At 32.6% G+C, this 23,790-nt stretch carries 15 protein-coding genes; 12 read left to right on the forward strand and 3 right to left on the reverse strand.

The features are described from left to right. Positions 1 to 14 precede the first annotated feature (14 nt). From CELLY_RS02145 to CELLY_RS02200, 12 genes are all read left to right on the forward strand, one after another. Positions 15 to 1,610, forward strand: coding sequence for a sulfatase family protein (locus CELLY_RS02145; protein ID WP_013620009.1), 1,596 nt, complete (start codon positions 15 to 17; stop codon positions 1,608 to 1,610). A 200-nt stretch (positions 1,611 to 1,810) separates the two neighbouring features. After that, positions 1,811 to 4,684 (forward strand): glycoside hydrolase family 2 protein, encoded by a 2,874-nt coding sequence (locus CELLY_RS02150; RefSeq protein ID WP_013620010.1) that lies wholly within the window; start codon positions 1,811 to 1,813, stop codon positions 4,682 to 4,684. Positions 4,685 to 4,730: 46 nt separating this feature from the next. Beyond that, entirely contained in the window at positions 4,731 to 5,693 is a 963-nt protein-coding gene (locus tag CELLY_RS02155; protein ID WP_013620011.1) for a hypothetical protein, read from the forward strand. Between the two features lie 4 nt (positions 5,694 to 5,697). Next, positions 5,698 to 7,515: a hypothetical protein gene (locus CELLY_RS02160; RefSeq protein WP_013620012.1), complete on the forward strand. Its 1,818-nt coding sequence runs from the start codon at positions 5,698 to 5,700 to the stop codon at positions 7,513 to 7,515. 2 nt (positions 7,516 to 7,517) lie between these two features. Continuing rightward, positions 7,518 to 9,350, forward strand: coding sequence for an arylsulfatase (locus tag CELLY_RS02165; protein WP_013620013.1), 1,833 nt, complete (start codon positions 7,518 to 7,520; stop codon positions 9,348 to 9,350). A 1-nt stretch (position 9,351) separates the two neighbouring features. Then, a complete protein-coding gene (locus CELLY_RS02170; RefSeq protein WP_013620014.1) occupies positions 9,352 to 10,995 on the forward strand; it encodes a sulfatase-like hydrolase/transferase in 1,644 nt (547 codons plus the stop codon). Between the two features lie 36 nt (positions 10,996 to 11,031). Beyond that, positions 11,032 to 12,069, forward strand: coding sequence for a LamG domain-containing protein (locus tag CELLY_RS02175; protein WP_013620015.1), 1,038 nt, complete (start codon positions 11,032 to 11,034; stop codon positions 12,067 to 12,069). Positions 12,070 to 12,308: 239 nt separating this feature from the next. Next, positions 12,309 to 13,610, forward strand: coding sequence for a sulfatase-like hydrolase/transferase (locus tag CELLY_RS02180; protein ID WP_013620016.1), 1,302 nt, complete (start codon positions 12,309 to 12,311; stop codon positions 13,608 to 13,610). Between the two features lie 220 nt (positions 13,611 to 13,830). Beyond that, positions 13,831 to 15,213, forward strand: coding sequence for a glycoside hydrolase family 28 protein (locus tag CELLY_RS02185; RefSeq protein ID WP_013620017.1), 1,383 nt, complete (start codon positions 13,831 to 13,833; stop codon positions 15,211 to 15,213). 1 nt (position 15,214) lies between these two features. Continuing rightward, positions 15,215 to 17,056: a sulfatase-like hydrolase/transferase gene (locus CELLY_RS02190; protein ID WP_013620018.1), complete on the forward strand. Its 1,842-nt coding sequence runs from the start codon at positions 15,215 to 15,217 to the stop codon at positions 17,054 to 17,056. Positions 17,057 to 17,074: 18 nt separating this feature from the next. Then, positions 17,075 to 17,965: a family 16 glycosylhydrolase gene (locus tag CELLY_RS02195; protein WP_013620019.1), complete on the forward strand. Its 891-nt coding sequence runs from the start codon at positions 17,075 to 17,077 to the stop codon at positions 17,963 to 17,965. A 1-nt stretch (position 17,966) separates the two neighbouring features. After that, entirely contained in the window at positions 17,967 to 19,214 is a 1,248-nt protein-coding gene (locus CELLY_RS02200; RefSeq protein ID WP_013620020.1) for a glycoside hydrolase family 117 protein, read from the forward strand. A 72-nt stretch (positions 19,215 to 19,286) separates the two neighbouring features. On the opposite strand, the gene CELLY_RS02205 is transcribed toward CELLY_RS02200, so the two are convergent. Genes CELLY_RS02205 through CELLY_RS02215 form a run of 3 tightly spaced genes read right to left on the reverse strand, consistent with a single transcriptional unit; the run spans position 19,287 to position 23,747 of the window. Next, positions 19,287 to 20,801 carry a sulfatase family protein gene (locus tag CELLY_RS02205; protein WP_013620021.1) on the reverse strand — a complete coding sequence of 505 codons (1,515 nt, stop codon included), beginning with the start codon at positions 20,799 to 20,801 and terminating at the stop codon, positions 19,287 to 19,289. 5 nt (positions 20,802 to 20,806) lie between these two features. Then, on the reverse strand, positions 20,807 to 22,192 hold the full coding sequence (locus CELLY_RS02210; protein ID WP_197055053.1) for a family 43 glycosylhydrolase: 1,386 nt from the start codon (positions 22,190 to 22,192) through the stop codon (positions 20,807 to 20,809). Beyond that, entirely contained in the window at positions 22,182 to 23,747 is a 1,566-nt protein-coding gene (locus CELLY_RS02215; RefSeq protein ID WP_013620023.1) for an alpha-L-fucosidase, read from the reverse strand. The genes CELLY_RS02210 and CELLY_RS02215 overlap by 11 nt, the downstream gene beginning before the upstream one ends. Between the last annotated feature and the right edge of the window lie 43 nt (positions 23,748 to 23,790).

A 23,790-nucleotide genomic window follows, 5' to 3' on the forward strand; every position in this document is an offset into this window, starting at 1 on the left:
ACAAAACCAATTCAATGATACATTTACTTAAAAACAAAAAAAGATATATTTACGTTTCGCTGGCAATTGCAACTAGTATTTTTATAAGCAGCTGTAAAGAAACTAAAAAAGAGGCAGACAATTCTGCTAAAAATAAAACAACAATGGAAACCGCCAAACCAAATATTGTTGTTATTTATATGGACGATTTAGGTTACGGAGATATTAGTGCTAATGGTGCTACAGAAATAACTACTCCTAATATAGACAAACTTGCAAATGAAGGCGTTAGGTTTACCAATGGTTATGCAACATCTGCAACCTGTACGCCTAGTAGATATGGCTTACTAACTGGTGTGTACCCTTGGCGTAATAAAGATGCGGCAATTTTACCTGGTACTGCACCACTTATAATTAATACAGAGCAAACTACCATTCCTAAAATGCTTAAAAAACAAGGATACGCTACTGGTATTGTTGGTAAATGGCATTTAGGACTTGGACAAGGAAATGTGAATTGGAATGAACGTGTTTCTCCTGGTCCTAATGAAGTTGGTTTTGATTACTCTTACATTATGGCAGCAACACAAGATCGTGTACCAACAGTTTATATAAAAAACGGACACGTAGATGGTTTAGACCCAAAAGATCCTATAGAAGTAGATTATTCTAAAAATTATGACAACCAACCAACAGGCAAAAACAATCCGGAATTGTTAAGTATGAAATGGCATCATGGACATAATAATAGCATTGTAAATGGTATTCCTAGAATTGGTTTTATGAAAGGTGGTGAAGCTGCCAAATGGAGTGATGTAGATATGGCAGATCATTTTTTAAAAGAAGCTAAGTCATATGTTACAGAGCATAAAAATGAGCCTTTCTTTTTATACTACGCTCTACAACAGCCACACGTACCCCGTACACCACACCCACGCTTTGTAGGCAAATCTGGAATGGGCCCTAGAGGTGATGTAATTTTAGAAGCAGATTGGATTATTGGCGAGTTTATAAAAACATTAGAAGAAGAAAAACTATTAGAAAATACTTTAATTGTATTTACCAGTGATAATGGTCCTGTTTTAAATGATGGTTATTTTGATGATGCGGTAGAAAAATTAGGAAAACATACACCTACAGGTGGTTTAAGAGGTGGCAAATACAGTTTGTTTGATGCTGGTACGCGTGTACCATTTATAACTTATTGGAAAGGAAAAATAAAGCCTGCTGTATCTAATGCTTTGGTTTGCCAAGTAGATTTACTTAGTTCGCTTGCTAAACTTACAGGTAGTAATACAACTACTAATGATAGCGAGCAATTATTAGATGCATTTTTAGGAAAGTCTAACAACGGAAGAAAGCATTTAATTTTAGAAGCCAACAAAAAAACGGCATTAAGGAGTGGTGACTGGGCTTTAATTCCACCCTATAAAGGTAAAGCTATAAATACACAAGTAAATATAGAATTGGGTATAGCTAATGAGTATCAACTTTATAACTTAAAAGAAGATAAACAGCAACAAAACAACTTGGCAGATACAAATGCTAAAAAACTATCTGAACTTGTTTCTATATATACACAATTAAGAGGTGAAACTACTGAAGAAACTGGAGAATTAGAACTTAAATAAATTTAGTTACCCTAAACAACTAAAAGGCCTTGAAAACTATTTTTCAAGGCTTTTTTTTTATACTAACACATTACTTTTTAATGTTAACAATGTCTTTAAAATGTGCAATAAACCATATGTTCTATTTTTCAATACATATCTAATTACCTATTGAGCTAAGAATAAATAATTTTAATTTCTCATAAACCAAACACTTTACAATGAAAATAAAATTAGCACTCTTAAGCTTATTTATTACTGCAATTTCTTATGCACAAAGTAATAATTTACCAGAAGGATTTACAGCTGGTGACAGAACCAAAACAAACTTAAATTTTAACTGGAAATTTCATTTAGGAGATTTACCAAACGCACCAACTGCTATTGACTTTGATGACAACAATTGGGAAAACGTTTCTGTACCCCATGCACCACAACTGGTATCTTATGAGTTAGATAGCGTAAAAGAAACTTGGGTACAAGAAAAGTATTTGCGTGACATTAGTTGGTATCGAAAAAAACTTACTATTGATGCCAATGCTACAGGAAAAATATTTTTAGAGTTTGAAGCCATACACAATGCTACAGAGCTTTGGGTAAATGGTAAAAAAGTTGGCAACTATGCTGTAAATGGTTATGTTCCTTTTTATTTTGATATTACTGACTTTGTAAACTTGGGCAAAGAAAATACTATTGCTGTTAAGGCAGATAATAGTTTTAGTCAGGTAATAGCTCCTGACCCACACAGAACAGATTATGTAAAGTTTGGTGGCTTGTATAGAGATGTTTATTTGGTAACAACCAATAAGTTATACGTTAACTACAACTGGGAAGATTTTAATGCTGGCGTACATATTACCACACCAACAGTAAACAAGCATAACGGAACGGTTACCATAAAAACTACCGTAAAAAACGAAAACGATACAGCCAAAAACACCAAGATTATTACCAAGATTGTTAACAAAGATGGTGTGGTTGTAAAAAAAATTACTTCTACCAAAACAATAGCGCCTAATGCTGTATATACTTTTAGACAATCTGCAACTATAGAAGACAATTACCATTTATGGTCTCCAGATTCTCCCTATTTGTACAGAGCTAACTCTGTTATTTATGATGAAAATAATGCGGTAGATTTTGTAGAGAACAAATTTGGTTTTAGAAAATTTAGCCTAGAAAAAGGTAAAGGGTTTGTTTTAAATGGCGAGCCGTTATTTTTAGTTGGTGCTAACCGTCATCAAAACTACCCAAATGTAGGTGATGCCGTACCTAATTCTTTTCATTACAATGAAGCACTACAATATAAAAAAGCGGGGATGAACATTATTAGAACATCACATTATACACAAGATGATGCTTTTTTACAAGCTTGTGATGAGTTAGGTATTTTGGTTTATGAGGAACCTAGTACTTGGATTTTATGGGGTGATGATGCTTGGTTTTCTAATTTAGAAGCTGCTACAAGAACTATGATACGTAACCACAGAAACCACCCTTCTATTATTGTTTGGGGTGCAGGAATAAACCACAGAGGTCCAGTGCCAAGAATGCAAACTGTTGCTAAAGAAGAAGATCCGTTTAGGCTAACAGCATCTGCATCTAGTCCGTGGAACGGAGTAAAAAATGAAGGTGTTACAGATGTACACGCAACTATGGATTACCGTAGAACAGAATTTCCTGAGAGTGCTTTTACTATGGTTATGGAGCACGGTAGTACGCCAGATTCCGAGGTAAATCAGTTTCATATTTCTAGGTACAAAGGCAATAAAAACAATTTTGCAGCCATAACTTGGTTGGGTGCAGATTACAATCATTTACAACCAGATGTAAATGACGAGCAATGGAAAAGAGATTTTATGACTACATACGGAGTATTATCTGCTTTTAGAGTACCAAAACCGGTGTACTACTGGTATCAATCTGAATTGGTAAAAAAACCAATGGTACATATTGCAGATGAAACGGCTTCTAAAAACGGAAAAGTTAGAATTTTTAGTAATTGCCAAGAGGTAGCGCTTTATCACAATGGTAAACTTATTGCAAGGCAAGTTCCAGATAATAGTCTAACCAAACTAAACCTAAACCACCCTTCATTTACATTTAAATTTAACTGGACAAATGGTACTTTAAAAGCTATAGGTTATACAAATGGAGAAAAAATAACCGAATTTACAAGGCATAAAGAAGAGAGTCCGTATAGATTAAAACTAGATTTAAATATTACAAACCAACCTTTTTATGCTGGCGGATCTGATATAAGACTGGTACACGCATCTATTTTAGATAAAAATGGCGAGGTAGTTACTAACACAAAGCAACGCGTAGAGTTTTTTGTATCTGGTGCAGGAGAATTAATAGACAATGGTAAAATAGATGCTAACCCTGCACGCTCTTTTAACGGTGTTGCATCAATTTACATAAAAGGAAAAAATACTCCAGGTAAAATTACAATTACAGCTAAAGCTAAAGGCTTAAAATCTGCTAAAACAAGTATTACAACATCAGCCTATAATACAAATGAAATTGTAAATAATGCTACTCCTATTTACGATTTTCCTGTAACCCGTGTAGACATTGGAGGCAACAAACAATTGGTACAATTTGATTGGGAAGAATGGACCGGTAACAGCAATGCCAACTTAACTTACAACTTAAAGGATTTTAATGCTACTATAGCGGTTAGTGCTACAGACAACATTAAATGGTTAGGAGATACCGCAATGTTAGGAGATTTAAGCTTTGTAGGTACAGATGGTTTATATTCTGAAAAAGGAAATTTAAGTCTTAGCATAAATAATTTAAAAGCAGGTAATTATGAAATAGAAACATTTCACCATACCAGAAGAGGCAATGTTAAAATGACCAACGAAATTGAAGTACAAGTTGTAGATGTTAATGGTGCTTTTTCAAGAAAATCTGATGATCATATAGTAGATTATTACCAGAATGATAATACAGGAGAACGTAAACCTTTATCTATAACATCTAAGTTTTCTGCAGACGGTAAAAGTACAATAACCATCAACTTTAAAAATTTAAACAATGTAGGTGATATGTGGCTAAACGGCTTTGTATTAAAACAAGTAAAATAATGCATTTTACCAACACCTAATTAACCAACCAATAAACCAAAAAACAATGAAAATAACACTAAAAAAACACTTGTTTTGGCTGTTTTTACTATGTTTTACTAGCATAACAGCACAAGAGCAAAATGAAAAAGTAATTTTTATTAAAGAACCAAATACTACTTTGCAAGCTAATACAACATATGAGTTTACTATTGGTTATGTTGCTTTAATTGATAGTGATTTAAGTGTTGAACTTAGTGGTGGACCCTCTAAATTTTATGCTGGCAGCAAGGTGAAAGTAAAAAAAGGTCAGGGTATAAAAAAGTTAACTATTACCACTAATAAAAAACCAACTAACGGCAAAGGCTATAAACTTGTTTTAAGTTTAAGAGATGTAAATGGCAATTGGAAAACTACACGTACAGGGCAGGTTATTAGTAACATAGAAATGGTTAAACAAGCTGTTTCATTTTCTAACAATGTAACGTTTTCTCCACTTTTGGCTACTAATATTGCTAGTAATCCAAAATACAATGTGCCAGTAAGTTACATTACAAAAGAACCAATATTTATACAAGCTGCAATTTGGGAGGGTGGTAAATGGTTAGCATCATCAGACCGTATAAAGGTATCTACTGGTAAAGGAGATAAACAGTTAACTATAAATTACAATACACCTTTAGAGGGAAAAAATTACAAGTACTCTGTTTCTTTTGGTAGTCAAGAAGATTTTAGTAATAAAACGTATGTAAGTAAAGAAATATCTGGTCTAAAAATTACCAAACCTCAAAAACAACTTACCATAGTAGAGATTAATGATAAAAGCATTCAGGTATCTTTAAACAAAACAGCTAAAGTTTTAACCTTACCAAGTGCAACTGCATTTAAATACATAAAAATAATAACATTAAAAGGAGAAACGGTTTTAGAGGTAAAAGATAGCAAGTCTGTAGCTCTTAACAACTTGCCTAAAGGTGGATATTTTGCTATTACAAGCGACAATAATTATTACAAATTTGCAAAATTTTAAACATATGAAAAATAAAATTTTAACGCTTATAAGTATTACACTTTGCTCATTCTGTTTTTCTCAGAACAATAGTGTACAAATAGATTTTACCACTCAAAAGTTTATTGGAGATAAAAGTGAATTAAGCCGAGAAAAATACTTTGCAATGCACGCTTCATACAATGACGGTGCTTTGGCAGACGACCCCAATTATTTATTTAACGATTTAGGTATTAAATTTGGAAGAACATTTGCTGGACCAGGGCCTTTTTCTAAATATAAAAAAGGAGATTTATCTGTAAATAATGCTACTAAATTAGCCTTAGCAAATGCACAGAGGTTTAAAAAAGCACCTTTATTTGCTACACAAAAAACAACAGATTTAATTATTACAAACCACCCTAGAGATGCTTATAAACTAGGAATGGATTTTGAAAAAGCCGCTACTTTTAACGTAGCATATATTAAAAAAGCATACCCAGTAATGCCTAAATATTATGAGGTTATGAATGAGCCTTTTGTACACGCAAAAGATTTTGTAGATAGTTATGATAAGACTCCTAAAGTAATTTCAGAAATGTCTGAATTTCATAAAATAGTAGCAGATAAAGTACACGCAGAAATTCCTAATATTATGGTTGGTGGTTATAGCGCTGCTTGGCCAGAATATGACAAAAATAACTTTGCTATTTGGAACACCAGAATGAAGGTTTTTATGGATACCGCTGGAGAAAGTATGCAATTTTTTGCTACCCATATTTATGATGGCAGAAATGTAGAAGGCGACTTTAATTATAGGTCTGGTAGTAATTCTGAAGCTATTTTAGATTTAATTGAGTCTTATAGTTACCAAAAATGGGGTGTTGTAAAACCTCATCTTATATCGGAGTATGGTTACACTGCAAAAGGTTTACAAGGACAACCTTATTCTGCTGCACTAAATGGTATTTGTTTAACATCATACAATAACATATTAATGTCTTTGTTAGACAAACCAGACAGGTTGCTAAAAGCTGTACCATTTATTACTGGCAAAGCAACGTGGTTTTATAAAGATAGTAGAAACCCAGATGGTCATCCTTACCCTTGGGTATTACTACGCAAAGGAAAAAATGGAGCGTACAAATACACGCATCTAAGAAAATTTTGGCAGCTTTGGAAAGGTGTACAAGGCAAACGTATTTATGCAACATCTAACAATCCAGACATACAAGTACACGCGTTTGCTAATAAAAACAAAGGGTATGTTGCTTTAAACAATTTAGCTGGTGATGCACAAACTATTAATATAGACTACCTAAACACTAGCAACCAATTGGTAAACAACTTAACTATAAAAAGGTCTTACAATAATAAAAATGGTATTCCTAAGCTTGTTTTTTTTACCAATGAAAAAGCTGTAAAAGAACTAACTTTAAAACCTGGAGAAACTATTATTTTAGATTATGACCTAGCAGATTATACGTTTTCTAATGTTATAAAAGAAAACAACTATTATGCAAAAACTTGCTTACAAGAAATAAAAGCTAATGCTCCTATTACTTTTACTGTTAACAATGTAATTTCTACTAATAAAGGAAATGCTACTTTAAAAATGGGACTTGGTAGAGCTCATAATTTATCTAAAAAACCTATTGTTAAAATAAATGGTATTAAAGTCACTGTACCTAACAATTGGGCTGGGTATGACCAAGCCGGTAGAGAGCAATTTTTTGGTGTAATACCAATACCTTTAACTGTAAGTAATATTAAAAACGGAGTAAACACCGTAGAGCTCACTTTTCCTGATTCTGGAGGTTATGTAAGTTCTATTATTTTAAATACAGAAAACTTAAAAAAATAATTATGTTTAGGCACTACAAAACTTATTTTATAGGTGTTATATGTTTGGCGTTATTAGTTGGCTGTGAGTCTAAAAAACAAACTACAATAGCTAAAAAAAATACCAAACCAAATGTAATTTTAGTAATTACAGATGACCAAGGTTATGGAGATGTAGGTGCTCTAGGAAATACAGTTATAAAAACACCTAATATAGATAAGTTGTATTCTGAAAGTTACCACCTAACTAATTTTCATGTTAGTCCTACTTGCGCTCCTACCCGCGCCGCTTTAATGACGGGTAGGTACGCAAATAGTACAGGTGTTTGGCACACTGTTGGTGGTTGGTCTTTACTTAGAGAGCAAGAAAAAACTTTGGGTAATATGTTTGAAGAAGCAGGCTACTCTACAGCTGCCTTTGGCAAATGGCATTTGGGAGACAACTATCCGTTTAGACCGCAGGATAAAGGTTTTCATGAAACAGTAATGCACGGTGGTGGTGGTGTACAACAAACCCCAGATTATTGGAACAACACCTATTTTAACGACACCTATTTTCATAACGGAAAACCAGAAAAATACAATGGCTATTGCACAGACGTTTTTTTTACAGAAGCCATAAATTTTATTCAAAAAAGCAAAGACAAGCCCTTTTTCTGTTACATAGCACCTAATGCACCACACGGTCCTTACAATGTTCCTAAAGCGTATTACAATTTGTATAAGGATTTAAACGATACCATTTTAGCAGATACACAAAAGCGTTTTTATGGAATGATTACTAATATTGATGACAATTTTGGAAAGCTCAGAAAAAAACTTACGGAACTAAAAATAGCGGACAATACCATTTTAATTTTTATGACAGATAATGGCACATCTGCTGGTTATTATAATAAAAAAGGTAAAGTTACGGGCTACAACGCAGGTATGCGCGGAACCAAAGGTAGCCAATATGACGGCGGACATAGAGTGCCATTTTTTATACATTGGAAAGATGGTAAAATTAATACCGCTAAAGATATACATACACTTGCTGCACAAATAGATATTTTACCAACATTGGCTGAGTTATGCAACATAAAATTACCTAAAAACCATTTAGATATAGACGGACAAAGTTTGGTTGCAGTATTAAACGGAAAAGACTCTTTAAACAATAGACTTTTAATTACCGACTCTCAACGTGTTCAAAACCCAGAAAAATGGAAAAGCTCTGCTGTAATGCAAGGCAATTGGCGTTTAATTAACGGTAAAGAACTGTATGATATTAGCACAGATGTTGGTCAGCGAAACAATATTGCAGCTACCAATAAAGAAAAGGTAGCAGAAATGAGAAGCTTTTACAATAACTGGTGGACACAAGTATCTAAAGACTTTAATAAAGAAATTTACTTTAAAATAGGTTCTAGTAAAGAAAACCCTATTACACTAACTGCACATGATATACACGGCAAAGAAACTATGCAACCCTGGAACCAAATACAAATTAGGCAAGGTAAAATTGGTGCTGGTTACTGGAGTGTAAATATTTTAGAAGATGGTAATTACCAAGTTGCTTTAAGGAGGTATCCTATAGAGTCTAACTTACCTATTAACTCTACTACCCCAGCAATAACAACTTCAGAACTGGTAGGTTTAGAAAAAGATATTCCTGAGGGGAAAAGCTTAAATTATAGTAGAGCTTCTATACAGTTTAAGCATCAAATAGTTTCAGAAATTGATGTAAAAGAGAATGATTTATCAGCAAACTTCAATATCAATTTAAAAGCAGGTAAAACTAAATTATATGCAAATTTTATTTCTGATAAAGGAGAAAAGAACGTGGCTTACTATGTGTACATTAAAAAGTTATAAAATGAAAAAATTACTTTTTGTATTTCTAATATGCACTGCTTTTTGCAAAGCTCAAGATAAACCAAATATTGTATTTATACTTACAGATGACCAATCTTATGATTTGCTTGGTTGTACAGGAAATACAATTGTAAAAACTCCAAATATAGATAAACTAGCAGATAATGGTATATTATTTACTAATGCACACGTTACAAGTGCTATATGTACGCCAAGCAGAATTTCCATTTTATTGAGTCAGTATGAGCGTAAACACGGTGTAAATTTTAATTCTGGCACTAGTGTTTCTAATGCTGCTTGGCAAAACTCATATCCTGTTGTTATGCGTAATAATGGGTATTACACATGCTGGATTGGCAAAAACCACGCTCCTATTGGCAAAGGTGGTTACCATAGCGGATTAATGGAAAAAAGCTTTGATTATTGGTATGCAGGACACGGACATTTAGGGTTTTACCCAAAAGACAATCACGCTATTTTTAATGATGCTATAGCTTTTACACAACCCGAAATTATTAATGAAGCAGTAAATGATTTTTTAGACCCTAATGCACGTAAACTAAAAGGTGCATTACACTTTTTAGAAAATAGACCAACAGACAAACCTTTTATGCTTTCTGTAAACTTTAATTTACCACACGGAGCAAGTACAAAGTCTATGAAATTAAAAGATAGTGATGATGATATATACAAAACCTTATACAGAGATATAGCTATTCCGTTACCTGATAATTATATTGCAAAAAAAGACATTACCACACCTAAATTACCTGCTAGCCTATTGCATACAGAAGATAGGCAAACTGGTTACAATTATGTAGATACACCCGCAACAATTAAAGAGCGTTACATAAGAGAGCTACAAGCAATGACTGGTATAGATAGACTAATTGGCAACCTACTACAAAAATTAAAAGCTCTTAAGTTAGATAAAAATACCATTATAATATTTACATCAGACCATGGGCTTTTTGGTGGGCAACAAGGTCTTGGCGGCAAAGCTCTTTGTTATGAGCAAACTACACACGTACCCATAATAGTGTACAACCCAAAAGCCAAAAAAAAACTAAAAGGGATTAAGAGTAATGCTTTAGTACAATCTATAGATATTGCCCCTACTATGCTTGCTATGGCAAGGGTATCTATCCCAAATACCTATCAAGGAAAAAATATAAGTAGTCTTATTAATGGCTCTAAAACTGAGGTTAGAGAATATGTTTTTACAGAAAATTTATGGTCTACACATTTTGGAAACCCTAGATGCGAGTCTGTGCAAACAAAAAATTGGAAATACATTAGGTACTACAAAAACAACAATTTTTCTGCAGCTAAAGAAATAGCATATGCAAAAGAATTTAACATTCCTGTAAATGAAATGTTGTATAAAATGCATGATCCTGGTATTGCTGTATATAGAAATTATATAGAGGCTCCTTTATTAGGAGAACAACCAGTTTATGAAGAATTGTACAATTTAAAAGATGATGCTTCAGAGTTACATAATCTAATTCACAAGCCAGCTTATAAATCAATTTTAGACAACCTTAAAAAACAGTGGAAAATAGAAATAACTGCCGCTAGAGGCACTAAAAAGACTGAAGTTTACAGGTATACAAATGACGCTTACCCAAATGCAAAACACTAACATTAACTAATAAAACACTATTAAACATTGGTAATTATGACTAAAACATTTAAAATTATATTCATCTTTTTAATGATTTCTATTTTGGCTTGTAGTAATTCTGATAATGATGAAGCTGATGTAACTACTAATGAAAAAGAAATTAAAAATCAGGAAGAAGAAAATGAAGTAGACTCCACTAAACCTACTTTTTTAGAAAATGAAGATCCTAAACCATCTGAAAAAAAATGGGTTAAAGTAGAAGAACTTTCTGATGAATTTGATGGTGATGAATTAGACACAAACAAATGGAACCCTACTCCAGAATTTATTTGGAATGGTCAAGACAGAGGATGGTACGGATCTAGCAGATCACTTTTTGAAGCAGATAACGTAAGTACAGGTAATGGTTTTTTAAGAATAGAAGGTGAAAAGTTTAATAGCCCCAAATATTCTCCTAAAGACAATACCAGTGAGGCTCCGCAACGTAGATATGGTGGAGCTTATGTGTACGGAAAAACTTTAGCCGAGCCTGGTTACTACATAGAAGCCCGTATGAAAGCAAGTAAAACAGCTATGTCTGCTGCTTTTTGGCTTAAGTCTGAGACAAAACCGTGTACCGATAATTTTAACGATGGTGAAAACCTAGAAATTGATATACAGGAATGTGTGGGCATATTTACAGGAGAATTAGGTGATGAATGGACTAATGATGACTGGGCGGTAAATTCTGAATGGGATAAAATTTTTCATTACAACACGCACAGACACAATAGCCCTTGTAACAATATTGGAGAAAGACAAACTAAAGGAGGTAAAACAAATTTTGATAAAAAAAATGCTGATGAATTTCATATTTATGCAGCATATTGGCATGCAGATGGTAGTAAAATTGACTTTTATATTGATGGTGCCCTAGAAAAATCTGTTACCCCAGTAATTCCTTTTAAAGGAGCTCTACGCTTAATTATGTCTAGTAATTTTTATGATTGGATTGAGGAAATAAATGCAAAAGAAATGGGATTTGAAAATCCTTTAGAAGAAAGATATACAAGGTTTGATTGGGTAAGGGTATGGAAGCTTGAAGAGCTATAAAATTTAAACTATTACAGAAGCTTCTTCTTTTAAAAATAAAACTAGTTTGTGATTTTATAAAAAACTCTAAAAAAAATATCATAAACTATAAAAACGGTACTGTTTAGTTAAAATCTAGTTGCCTTAACACATATCAGTTAAAACTAAAAATCATTTATGGTAGTATTATAGTAGTTTATTTCCCTCAATATATTTCTCTTAAACTAATTTTATCTACTAATTAAGAAATTAAACTGTTGATGAGAAAATATTTAATATATCTTTTATTTTACGTACCAAGCACACTTAGTACTTTTTCACAAACAAATATATTATTTATAGAGTCTGATGACCAAAGCAACCAAGCCATTGGAGCATATGGCAATACGTTTATGGTTACGCCAAATTTAGACAAGCTAGCAGAAGAAGGCACTTCCTTTACTGCTGCATATAATATGGGTTGCTGGTCACCAGCAGTTTGTATTCCTAGTAGAACTATGCTTATGTATGGTAAGTACTTATGGAAATCACAAAAAATAAACAAACAAAATGCTCCCAAATCATTTCCAGAAAAACTACATAATAACGGCTACCACACCTATATAACTGGTAAATGGCACGCAATGGGTAAAAGTGTAAAAAACATTTTTGATGAAACAGGTACTATACAACCAGGACAATTAAAAACGTACAACTCCCCAGCCGGACATATTACAGATATTACTGCTAATGAGGCTATAAACTTCATAAAAAACTACAGCAGTAAAAAACCCTTTTTTGCATATGTTGCGTTTAACGCTCCACATGTTCCTAGGCAAACTACACAAAATTACTACGATTTATACCCGGTAGACAAGGTTAAATTACCTCCTAGTGTTGTAGATAATACACCACTAAACACCAATGTTAAATACCAATACACAAATAACCCCTTAAGTGCAAAAACAATGCAAAAACGTGTACAGCAAAATAATGCAATGGTAACACATATGGACACACGTATAGGAGATATTATTAATACATTAAAAGAAAAAGGAATATATAATAATACTATTATTGTTTTTACATCCGACCATGGAATTAACTTTGGTGAAAATGGAGTTGCCGGAAAAGTATGTTTGTATGAACCTAGCGTTACTGCTCCTCTAATAATAAAAGCCCCAACTGTAAAACAAAACAATAAAATAACAGCTCGTGTTTACTTGCAAGATGTTGTACCCACCTTATTTAGTTTATTAAAAATTAAAGATAAAGAAGCTACAGACTTTAAAAGTTTAATGCCATTACTTATAAATTCTAAAAAAACTAGAGAGTCTATTTACCTAGCTATGTTTAATGATCAAAGAAGCATTATTCATAAAAATAATAAATTGATATTATACCCTAAAACCGGCACTATTGAAATGTATAACTTAAAAAAAGATCCATGGGAGACTAACAATATTAGCGCTATAAAAAGGAACCAAAAAACTATTAAAGACCTACTAACCAGGCTTAAAAAATGGCAAATTAAAACTGATGACGAAACAGATTTAAGCATATTTTATAACCAGTACAATTAATAATATTTTTTGCGTACAGATTATAATAAGTTATACTTCTATGAATAAAAAATACGAAGCTATTTTAAAACTACTGCTGTAATAATCCTGTTTTATCATAAAAACATAACTAAGTAATATTTTTTAAGTAAAATAAAACCATTTATGGTAGTATTCTACTAGTTTATTTCTCTTAAATATTTAATAGGTTACTATTCTTATTTTTAAACTATAAATAAAAATGAAACATTTTTTTTTGCTTTTTTATATAAGCTTTAGCGTATCTGTATTTGCTAATGATTATAATATTATGGATTACGGTGCCAAAGCTAATGGCAAAACCTTAGACACAAAAGCCGTACAAAAAACAATTGATTTATGCTCTAAACAGGGTGGAGGAAAAGTTGTAATTCCTGCTGGAAAAACTGTACTTATTGGCACTATATATTTAAAAGATAATGTAACACTTTATCTAGAAAATGGCTCTATTCTTTTAGGCAGTCCTGATTACAAAGACTACGCAACAAATACACATAAAAACACCTATAAAAATGAACCTCATATGGATAGGTGTTTAATTTTTGCAAAAGAAGCAAACTCCTTTTCTATAGAAGGTAACGGCACAATTAATGGCAATGGGTTTCCTAAGAATTTCACAAAAGCTAAAGGAGGTAGACCAATGGTGTTGCGCTTTCTTAATTGTAATAATATTAAAATTAAAAATGTTACCCTTATAAATTCTGCTTCTTGGACTTCTGCTTGGTTATATTGTAATGAAATTGTTGTAGACGGTATTAAAATTATAAGTAGAGTTAACCAAAACGGAGATGGTTTAGATTTTGATGGTTGTACTAACGTACGTGTTTCTAATTCTTCTTTTAATACTAGTGACGACTCTATTTGCTTGCAAACATCTAGACCAGATAAGCCTTGTAAAAACATTGTAATTAACAATTGTGTATTTACCAGCAAATGGGCAGCTATGCGTATTGGACTAGCTTCTAGGGGAGATTTTGAATCCGTTACTGTAAGCAACTCTACATTTCATGATATACAAGATTCCGGACTAAAAATACAAATGAATGAAGGTGGTGAAATGAAAAATATGATTTTTTCTAACATTGTTATGAAAAACGTTCCTAGACCAATTTTTATGACTTTTTGCCAACAAAGAGCAGGTGTAGACTCGCCTTTAAAAATGCTTCCTATGAAAGCTATGCACTCTTTCTCTTTTAATAATATTGTTATAGATAACAGAGAACTAGACAAAAATTCTGTTATTTTTTTAACTGGTATGCCTAAAAACTACATAACAGACATACAGCTAAATAATATACAAATGACGGTTTCTGGTGGTGGAAATACAACAGATGCTAACAAAAAAAATATAAAAGAATACACTTTAGAAACACTAGGTAATTGGTGGCCAGAATTTAGGCTGGTTGGTACATTACCCGCCTCTGGAATTTATGCCAGACATGTAAATGGTTTGTTTATTAATAACTTTTATTTAAATACTGTTTTAGATGATAAAAGACCTCCTATTGTTTTAAATGACGTTCTTAATTTTTATGGTAATTCTATTTTTTTAAACCGAAAGAAACTAACTGTTAACAACCATTAGTATGAAACATAAAACCTATATACTATTACTATTGCTATGTTTTTGCTCTTACGGTAAAGCACAACAACCTAATATTGTTTGGATTGTTTCTGAAGATAACTCTAAACACTATTTAAAGTTATTTAACAAGCACGGTGTAACTACTCCTAACATAGAAAAACTAGCTAAAAAAGGAATTACTTTTACCAATGCTTTTTCTAATGCTGCTGTTTGTAGTGCTGCAAGATCTAGTATTATTACAGGTGTTTACGGACCAAAATTGGCATCGCACTACCACAGGTCCGAAAAAAAAATTGTGCTACCAAATACAGTAAAGATGTTTCCTGTGTATTTACAAAAAGCAGGTTACTATACCGCCAATAATGCAAAAGAAGACTATAATATTGTTAAAAACAAAGACGTTTGGGACGATTCTTCTAGAAAAGCAAGCTGGAAAAACAGAGCTAATAATCAACCTTTTTTTTATGTACACAACTTAGGTACAACCCACGAAGGAAGTTTACATTTTTCTGAAGAAGAAATGAACTCTCACAAAACCAAAACTAATGTGCAATCTGTTTTTGTACAACCAAACCACCCAAATACAAAACTATTTAAGTACACCAATGCATTTTACCGAGACAAAATTATGGCAATGGATAAAGAGGTAGGTGCTGTTATTAATGCTTTAGAAAAAGACAAGCTGTTAAGCAATACCATTATTTTTTATTACGGAGACCACGGTGGTGTTTTGCCTAACAGTAAAGGGTATTTAAAAGAAACAGGATTACAGGTTCCTTTGGTTGTTTATATACCAGAAAAATATAAAAAAATGTCTCCTTTTACTATTGGTACTTCAACTAACACATTTGTTAGTTTTATAGATTTTAGTGCTACAGTTTTAAATTTAGCAGGTGTTACAATTCCTAAATCTATAGATGGTTCTGCTTTTTTGGGTGAATCAGTAAAACAAAAAACCATTAACAACAATTCTACTTTTGGTTACGCAGATAGGTTTGATGAAAAGTATGATATGGTTAGAAGCATTAGAGAAAATAACCTAAAGTACATTAGAAATTTTCAGCCTTTTAACATAGATGCTTTAATGAACAACTACAGGTACAAACAACTTGCCTACAAACAATGGAGCACGCTAAACCTACAAAACAAACTTAACCCTATACAGTCTAGTTTTTTTAAGCCCAAAATGGTAGAAGAATTGTATGATGTAAAAAAAGACCCTTATGAAACCAATAACTTGGCTAAAAATGCTGCTTACAAGCATAAAATAATAGCTTTTAGGCAAAAGATGAATACTTGGCAAAAAGCTATGCCAGATCTATCATTTTATCCAGAGCATATACTAGTGGAGCAAGCTTTTAAAAATCCGTTAGCTTATGGTAAAAAACATCAAAAAAAAATAAATAAGTACATTAAAATAGCCAATCTACAGCTTATACCATTTAAAGAGGCTAAAACAAAACTTAAAAAACATTTACTATCTAAAGATAAAACAGCACGTTATTGGGCGTTAATAACAAGTACAAGTTTTGGTAGCAAAGCAACTAGTTTATCAGACCTAATTAAAAATATAATGCTTACAGATACAGATATTGTAAATAAAATGAGAGCTGCAGAGTTTTTGGCTATAGCTGAAAAAAAAGATACTTCTAAAAATTTAATTCAGCTTTTATATCAATCTAAAAAACCAAAAGAAGCACTTTTAATACTTAATAGCATTGTACTACAAAAAGATTTTTACCAGAAATATACGTTTACTATTAACCAAAGTAAACTACATACTACTGTTAAAAATAATATGCTAATACAAGAGCGTTTAAAGTACTTACAAAACCAAATATAAAACCTTAAACTAACTAAAATGAAATCTATTTTACACGTAACTAAAAAAATTACACTACTTATTATTTTTATAAGTGTTGGACAATCTTTTGCTCAAAAAGCTCCGTTTTTTAAAGATGGACAAGATCCAAAACCTAACCATAAAAAATGGAAATTGGTAAAAAATATGTCTGATGAATTTAAAGGCAAAAAAGTAAATGAGAGTAAATGGCAAATATCTGGACAAGGATGGATTGGGCGTGCTCCAGGATTATTTTTGGCAGAAAATATTAAAGTTAAAGATGGTAGCTTACAAATTACAACCACTTTATTAGATAAGCCCGTTACTAAAAATGGTAAAGTGTACACCCATGGCGGTGGTTATGTTGGCTCTAGAAACGCAATGAAATACGGGTATTACGAGTGTAAAATGAAAGCCAACAAAACCTTTATGTCTTCTACCTTTTGGCTAATAAATGAATCTAGAGAACAAAATGGATGTAATAAAAGAGTTACAGAACTAGATATACAAGAAACTGTTGGGCAAATTGTTAATAAGGCAGAATGGATGAAGTATTTTGATGAATCTATGAACTCTAACACACATAGTAGAAATATTCCTGAAGGCTGTGATTTTGAAAAAGGCTCTGTTAAATCTAAAGGAAAACTTGATACTAAAACTTATGAAGATTTTCATGTGTATGGTGTTTGGTGGAAATCTAAAGATGAAATTTTGTTTTTTATGGATGGTAATTTTGTATCTAAAGTAAAACCTGCAGCAGACTTTAATATAGAAATGTATTTAAGAATGGTTGTAGAAACGTATAACTGGAATCCGGTTCCTGAAGATGGCGGAATGAACGGTTCTAAAGAAGAAAGAACTACTACTTATAACTGGGTAAGAACTTGGAAATTAATTGATACTAAATAATATGAAAAGACTAAAAATAACATTAATAATAAGTTGCCTTTTTTTAACGGCTAATACTGTTTGCGCACAAAATTTTCCGTTTGCATTACCTAAACAAAAACCTAACCAACCGTTAAGTGAGGCTATGCAACGTAATTATGATAATTATTTAGCGCCAAGACCAGAAGACAACGAGTTGTACTCCTTATTTAAATATACAAAATTAGAGGGGTTAGATTATAGCAATGGAGACGGAACTGTTAGCCGTAGAGATCCTTCTAAAATTATTTTTGAAAACGGGAAGTATTATGTTTGGTACACACACAGAAAAACCAAAACACCTCCTAAAGGTGCTAAACAGGCTACAGAGACTATACCTTCTGCAGATTGGGATTTATCTGAAATTTGGTATGCTACCAGTTTAGATGGGTTTAACTGGGAAGAGCAAGGTGTTGCAATACCTAGACCTCCTAAACCAGAATTGGGTCACAGATCTGTTAGTACTGCTGATATTTTAAAATGGAAAGGAAAGTACTATATGTACTACCAAGGTTTTAGTGAAGCCAGTGGTTTACGTGGTGATGATTGCCCTGTATTAATGTCTTATGCAGATTCTCCTGATGGGCCTTGGACAGCAACTAATAAAATTGTGATCCCTAACGGACCAAAAGGTGCGTGGGATCAGTTTTCTATACATGACCCATATCCTTTAGTGTATAAAGATAAAATTTACTTGTATTACAAATCTGATTTTGATGGAAAACCTGATTTGGTAAGAATGCAAGGTTTGGCTACTGCAGATTCTCCTTTTGGGCCTTTTACTAAAAATAAACTAAATCCAGTTTTAGCATCTGGTCATGAAACTACTATGTTCCCTTTTAAAGAGGGAATTGCTGCTTTAACAATTAGAGATGGTAATGAGCACAACACCGTACAGTTTGCAAAAGATGGTGTTAATTTTAAGATTGCCTCTATAGTAGAAATGATGCCTACAGCAGCAGGACCTTATGTACCTGATGCCTTTACAAATACTAAAAATGGCACCGGAATTAGTTGGGGATTATCTCATTTTACAAATGCAACAACTTGGGATAAAAACCATGCTGTTTTAGTACGTTTTGACTGTGATTTGAGTACTGCTATTAACGATCCTGAAATGAAAAAACACCACGTTTATCACAGACCAGAGGTATATTTAAAACAAAGTTTAAGTAAAAAACAAAAAGAACGTATTACTGCAAGTAATAAAGAATTACAAAAGTCCAAATAATAAATAACATCTTAAAAAAAGCCCAAACAGTTAAACTACCTGTTTGGGCTTTTTTATGGTATAAATATCTATTTAAATTTTAGTTTTCTCTCCTGGATCTCTGTATGTGTTGTAGGTTGTAAAAAGGCTTTTTACTTTAGATGCAAACTCTGGTTTGTGTATTAAATTTTGCTTTTCATTTTCTATAACATTATTATTTAAATTAAATAATGCTACTGGAGTTCTAGTACTATTAGTTTTATCTTTTTTATCAAAAGCTATAATTAATTTCCATCCATCTTTAATAATAATTGCTTCTTTACCAGTACCAGATTGTGTAACTAAATAAGGGTGCACTTCTTTACTTTTGTTTTCTCCTGTAAAAATTGGCAATAAGTTGGCTGAATCATTAGCTTGGCCTTCTTCAATTTCTTGGCTTGTAATTGCTGCCAAGGTTGCTAAAATATCTATAGTTAAAATTGGTATTTTAGATGTAGAGTTCTTCTTAATTTTTTCTGGCCACCAAGCAATAAAAGGTACTCTGTGTCCGCCCTCATAAGCTTGGTTTTTTCCTCCTCGGTAAATATCGTTGGATTTGTGACCAGATTGTATGCTTTTCCCTTTTAATAACCCCCCATTGTCTGATGTAAACAAAATTATAGTATTATCATAAACACCTTTCTTTTTTAATGCTGCTACCAGCATAGCCATTTGTACATCTAACTCTTTAACCATATCTAAATGTTTAGATGGTGTTTGGCCTGCTATTTTTTCACCATTTAGCCTTTTTGTAGGCGTGTGTGGCAAATGCACTGCTAAAGAACAGTAATACATAAAAAAAGGTTTGTTTGTATCTGCTTTAGCAATATAATCTACTGCTTTATTTACAAGTAAAGGTCCCATATTGTGCGGGTCCCAATTTGTATCTCCTAAGCCTTCATCTTTATCTAAAGTAACCCCTTTTTTGGTCATATTCTCCTGTGATATATAGCCAATTTCTGAGTTTTTTTCTAAAGGCATCCACTCTTGATTTTCATACACAACATAAGGTACATTTTGTATTCCTGCAGGGAAAGTTAAACTATAGTCAAAACCATTATCTAGTGGTCCTTTACCTACTATTTTACGTACATCTACGCCTAACTCTACTCTTTTTCTAGGAGACCTGTATATTTGCCTGTCACTACCTTTTTTAAAAAAATCCATTCCAAACCCCCATTTGCCTAAAAAAGCTGTTTGGTATCCTGCATTTTTCATAAGCTTACCAAGAGTTAATTGGTTTGGCTTAATTGGTGATGCCTCATAAGCTCCCCAAACACCCCAAGGAGCATAACTACGGTAGCAATTATTCCCTGTCATTACTGCATATCTAGATGGTGCACATAATGCCGCAGGAGAATGTGCATCTGTAAAAACCATTCCGTTTTTAGCTAAATTATCTATAGCTGGTGTTTTTAAAACCACATTGTTGCTATGCATTTTTCTGTAATAAGAAATATCTCCTACACCTATATCATCTGCTAAAACAACAATTACATTAGGCTGTTTTTGCGCAAAAATCTGTGTTGAAAAAACAACACATATCACAAATATGTACTTTTTAAACATTCTTATTATTTTAACATTAACCAATTTAGATTTACAATTTTATCGGCACCCCAAACAGATTTAAAAACAACTACAATATTTTGCATACCAGAAACCTTTTTTAAAAGATTTGTTTCTATGGTTTGCCAACTATTCCAGCCACCAGTATATTTTATAGGAAACTCTGCAATTAAATCTCCCTTAGGATTTCCCAAACGTACCTCCATAGAACCTATTCTTTGTCCGCTTGCTACGCGTGCAACTATTTTTTTAGCAGAACCACTTGCAAAATCTACATTATTAAACCTTACGTTACTCATCATTTTGGTATTTGTAACCATCCACCCAATAGGCTCATTACCACCTACAAAACTAGTTTTTGCTCCACTAATATCATTATACCTATCTACTTGTATTTTTTCTCCTATTGTTGGTGCTCCTATGCCTCTTAATGTTGGCTTTACACGGGCTATGCTACCATCTTCTTTAAATGTCATATAATCTGCACGCATAGATCTTAATTTATTGTAACCGCTAATTTCCCACCAGTGATAAAACAATATCCATTTTCCTTTATAGTTTACAACAGAATGGTGATTGGTACCATTGCCAAGGTTGTCCATTATTTTGCCTCTATACGTAAAAGGCCCTAAAGGATTGTTACTTGTAGCGTATGCAATAGTGTATCCTTCATTTGCAAATACATGCGCAAAAGTTAAATAATATATACCATTTACTTTTATAGGAAAAGAACCTTCTTTATAGCCAGCAGGCAACCCTTCTATTTTTATAGGTTTTGCAGCTATTTCTTTCATATTATCTTTTAATGGAGTAACATATAATTTTTCTCCTCCACCAAAATATAAATAAGCTTTACCATTATCATCTAACAACAAGCCTGGATCTATACCTTCTACACCTTTAATGTAATTTTTTTCCCATTTAAATGGCCCAGTAGGATTTTTAGATGTACCTACGCCTATACGCCTAAAGGAAGATTTATCTAATGGTTCTGCAGGGTAATAATAGTAGTATGTATCTCCTTTTTTAATGCAATCTGGGGCCCACATACCGTAGGAATTTTTTTTACCCCAAGGCACACTATTTTGATCTAAAACCACTCCATAATCTTTCCATGTATTACCACCTTCTAAAGAATACATATGATAATCTGGCATACAAAAATCTGGCGCTTGTACTCCTTCCTCTGGTACTATATCATGAGACGGATAAACATACAACTTACCATTAAAAACACGAGCAGTTGGGTCTGCCGTAAATATATCTGTTACCAGTGGGTTTTGTGCGTTTATACTAGCACACAGTAGTAATAATACTATAAGTAGTTGCAAAACATTTTTCATATAATATAAATTATGTTGGTTTAAGTTAGTTGTTAATTTAATCTGCATGAGCATCTATTGTACCACCAATATTGTTTTCTTTATAACCCTCTAAACTAACTTTAAATGCGTGTGCATATTTTGTTGGTAGTTTAGCTGGCTTGGCTATTATAAGTCCTCTTTGGTCTCTTTTCCAGCTAATTTTTTCATTACTGCCCAATAAACTTATATTTTCTATTTTAGAGTTTAATACTCCTATAGCGGTAGATAAAGACTTTACCGTAATTTCTTTTTTAGGAGTATCCATTATGATAATATAAAATTCCTTATCTGATTTTTTAGTAAATCTAATATCTGCATCTGTGTATGCTATTTTAAATTTTTCAACTTTATGTCCGCCTTCTGGTAAACGAGTAGGCCCCTCACCAAAAATTATCCAAGGTCTTGTACCATAAATTGCATCTCCGTTTACAGCTAACCAACTCCCCATATCTAACAATAAGTTTTTCATTTCTTGAGGTATAGATCCATCAGGGTTTGGTGGCACATTTAACAACATTAAGCCATTTTTAGATACAATATCTACAAGTATATCTACAAGCTCATTTGGCGTTTTAAACTTGGCATTGGGTCTGTAAAACCAAGCACCTGGAGACGTATCTGTTAACCACATAGGAGACTTTGGCTGGTTTGGTCTTCCACGCTCATAGTCTTTAACAGCAGTGGTTTCAGGAAAAGTAGATTCTTTGTAAGACACTACAACCTCTTTGTTCCACTCAATTCCTTTATTGTAATAATATGCTAAAAATTGCTGTCTACTTTCTTCTGTCATATTCTCTAACCACCAGTCAAACCAAATTAAATCTGGTTGATACACATCTATATATTCTTTAATTTTAAGCCACCAATCATTATAAAAATCTTCATCTGGAGTATTAGATTCTAATGAATGCGGATTTGTATATAAGTCATAATCTTTAGGGTTTATGCCGCCGTGTTTGTGTGCAGGTGCAAAATATTTCCACGTAAATGCGTGGTGAAAAGAAGCCATAAATTTTAGCCCCTTTGCCTCTATTTCTTTTTTTAATTCTGCTGATGGATCTATGCCACCATAATTTATAGAATTCCAACGTGTGGCCTTGCTGTTCCACATAGCAAAATTATCATGGTGCATAGCTACGGGTCCAGCAAATTTAGCTCCTGATTTTTTAAATAACTCTGCCCATTCTTTTGCATTAAAAGCAGTAGGAGAAAATTGTTCTATTATATGCTTATAACCATATTTTGCTGGCTTACCATACTTTTTTTTATGGTGTAGGTAGTTAGTTGTTGGCTTACCATTTTTGGTTGGTACTTTTTTACCGTCTTCATACATTTTCATTCCGTGCCAACCAGCATAATACTTATCTGCATCTGTACCTTCAAAAGCAGAAGAAACTGGTCCCCAATGGGCATATATTCCAAACTTAGCATCTTTAAACCAATTGGGAGTAGCATTTACCTTTGCTAAAGACTCCCAACTTTTTGTATATACCGCATTACTATTTTTTTGTTCTTTTGAAGATTGACTATAACTAAACGCTACTATACTAAAAACTGCTATTGTTAATTTTAATTTTACCATACTAAAAAGGATATTATAGTAGCAAAGTCTTTTCTTTTTTGCT

This window comes from Cellulophaga lytica DSM 7489 (genome assembly GCF_000190595.1).
Lineage (GTDB): Bacteria > Bacteroidota > Bacteroidia > Flavobacteriales > Flavobacteriaceae > Cellulophaga > Cellulophaga lytica.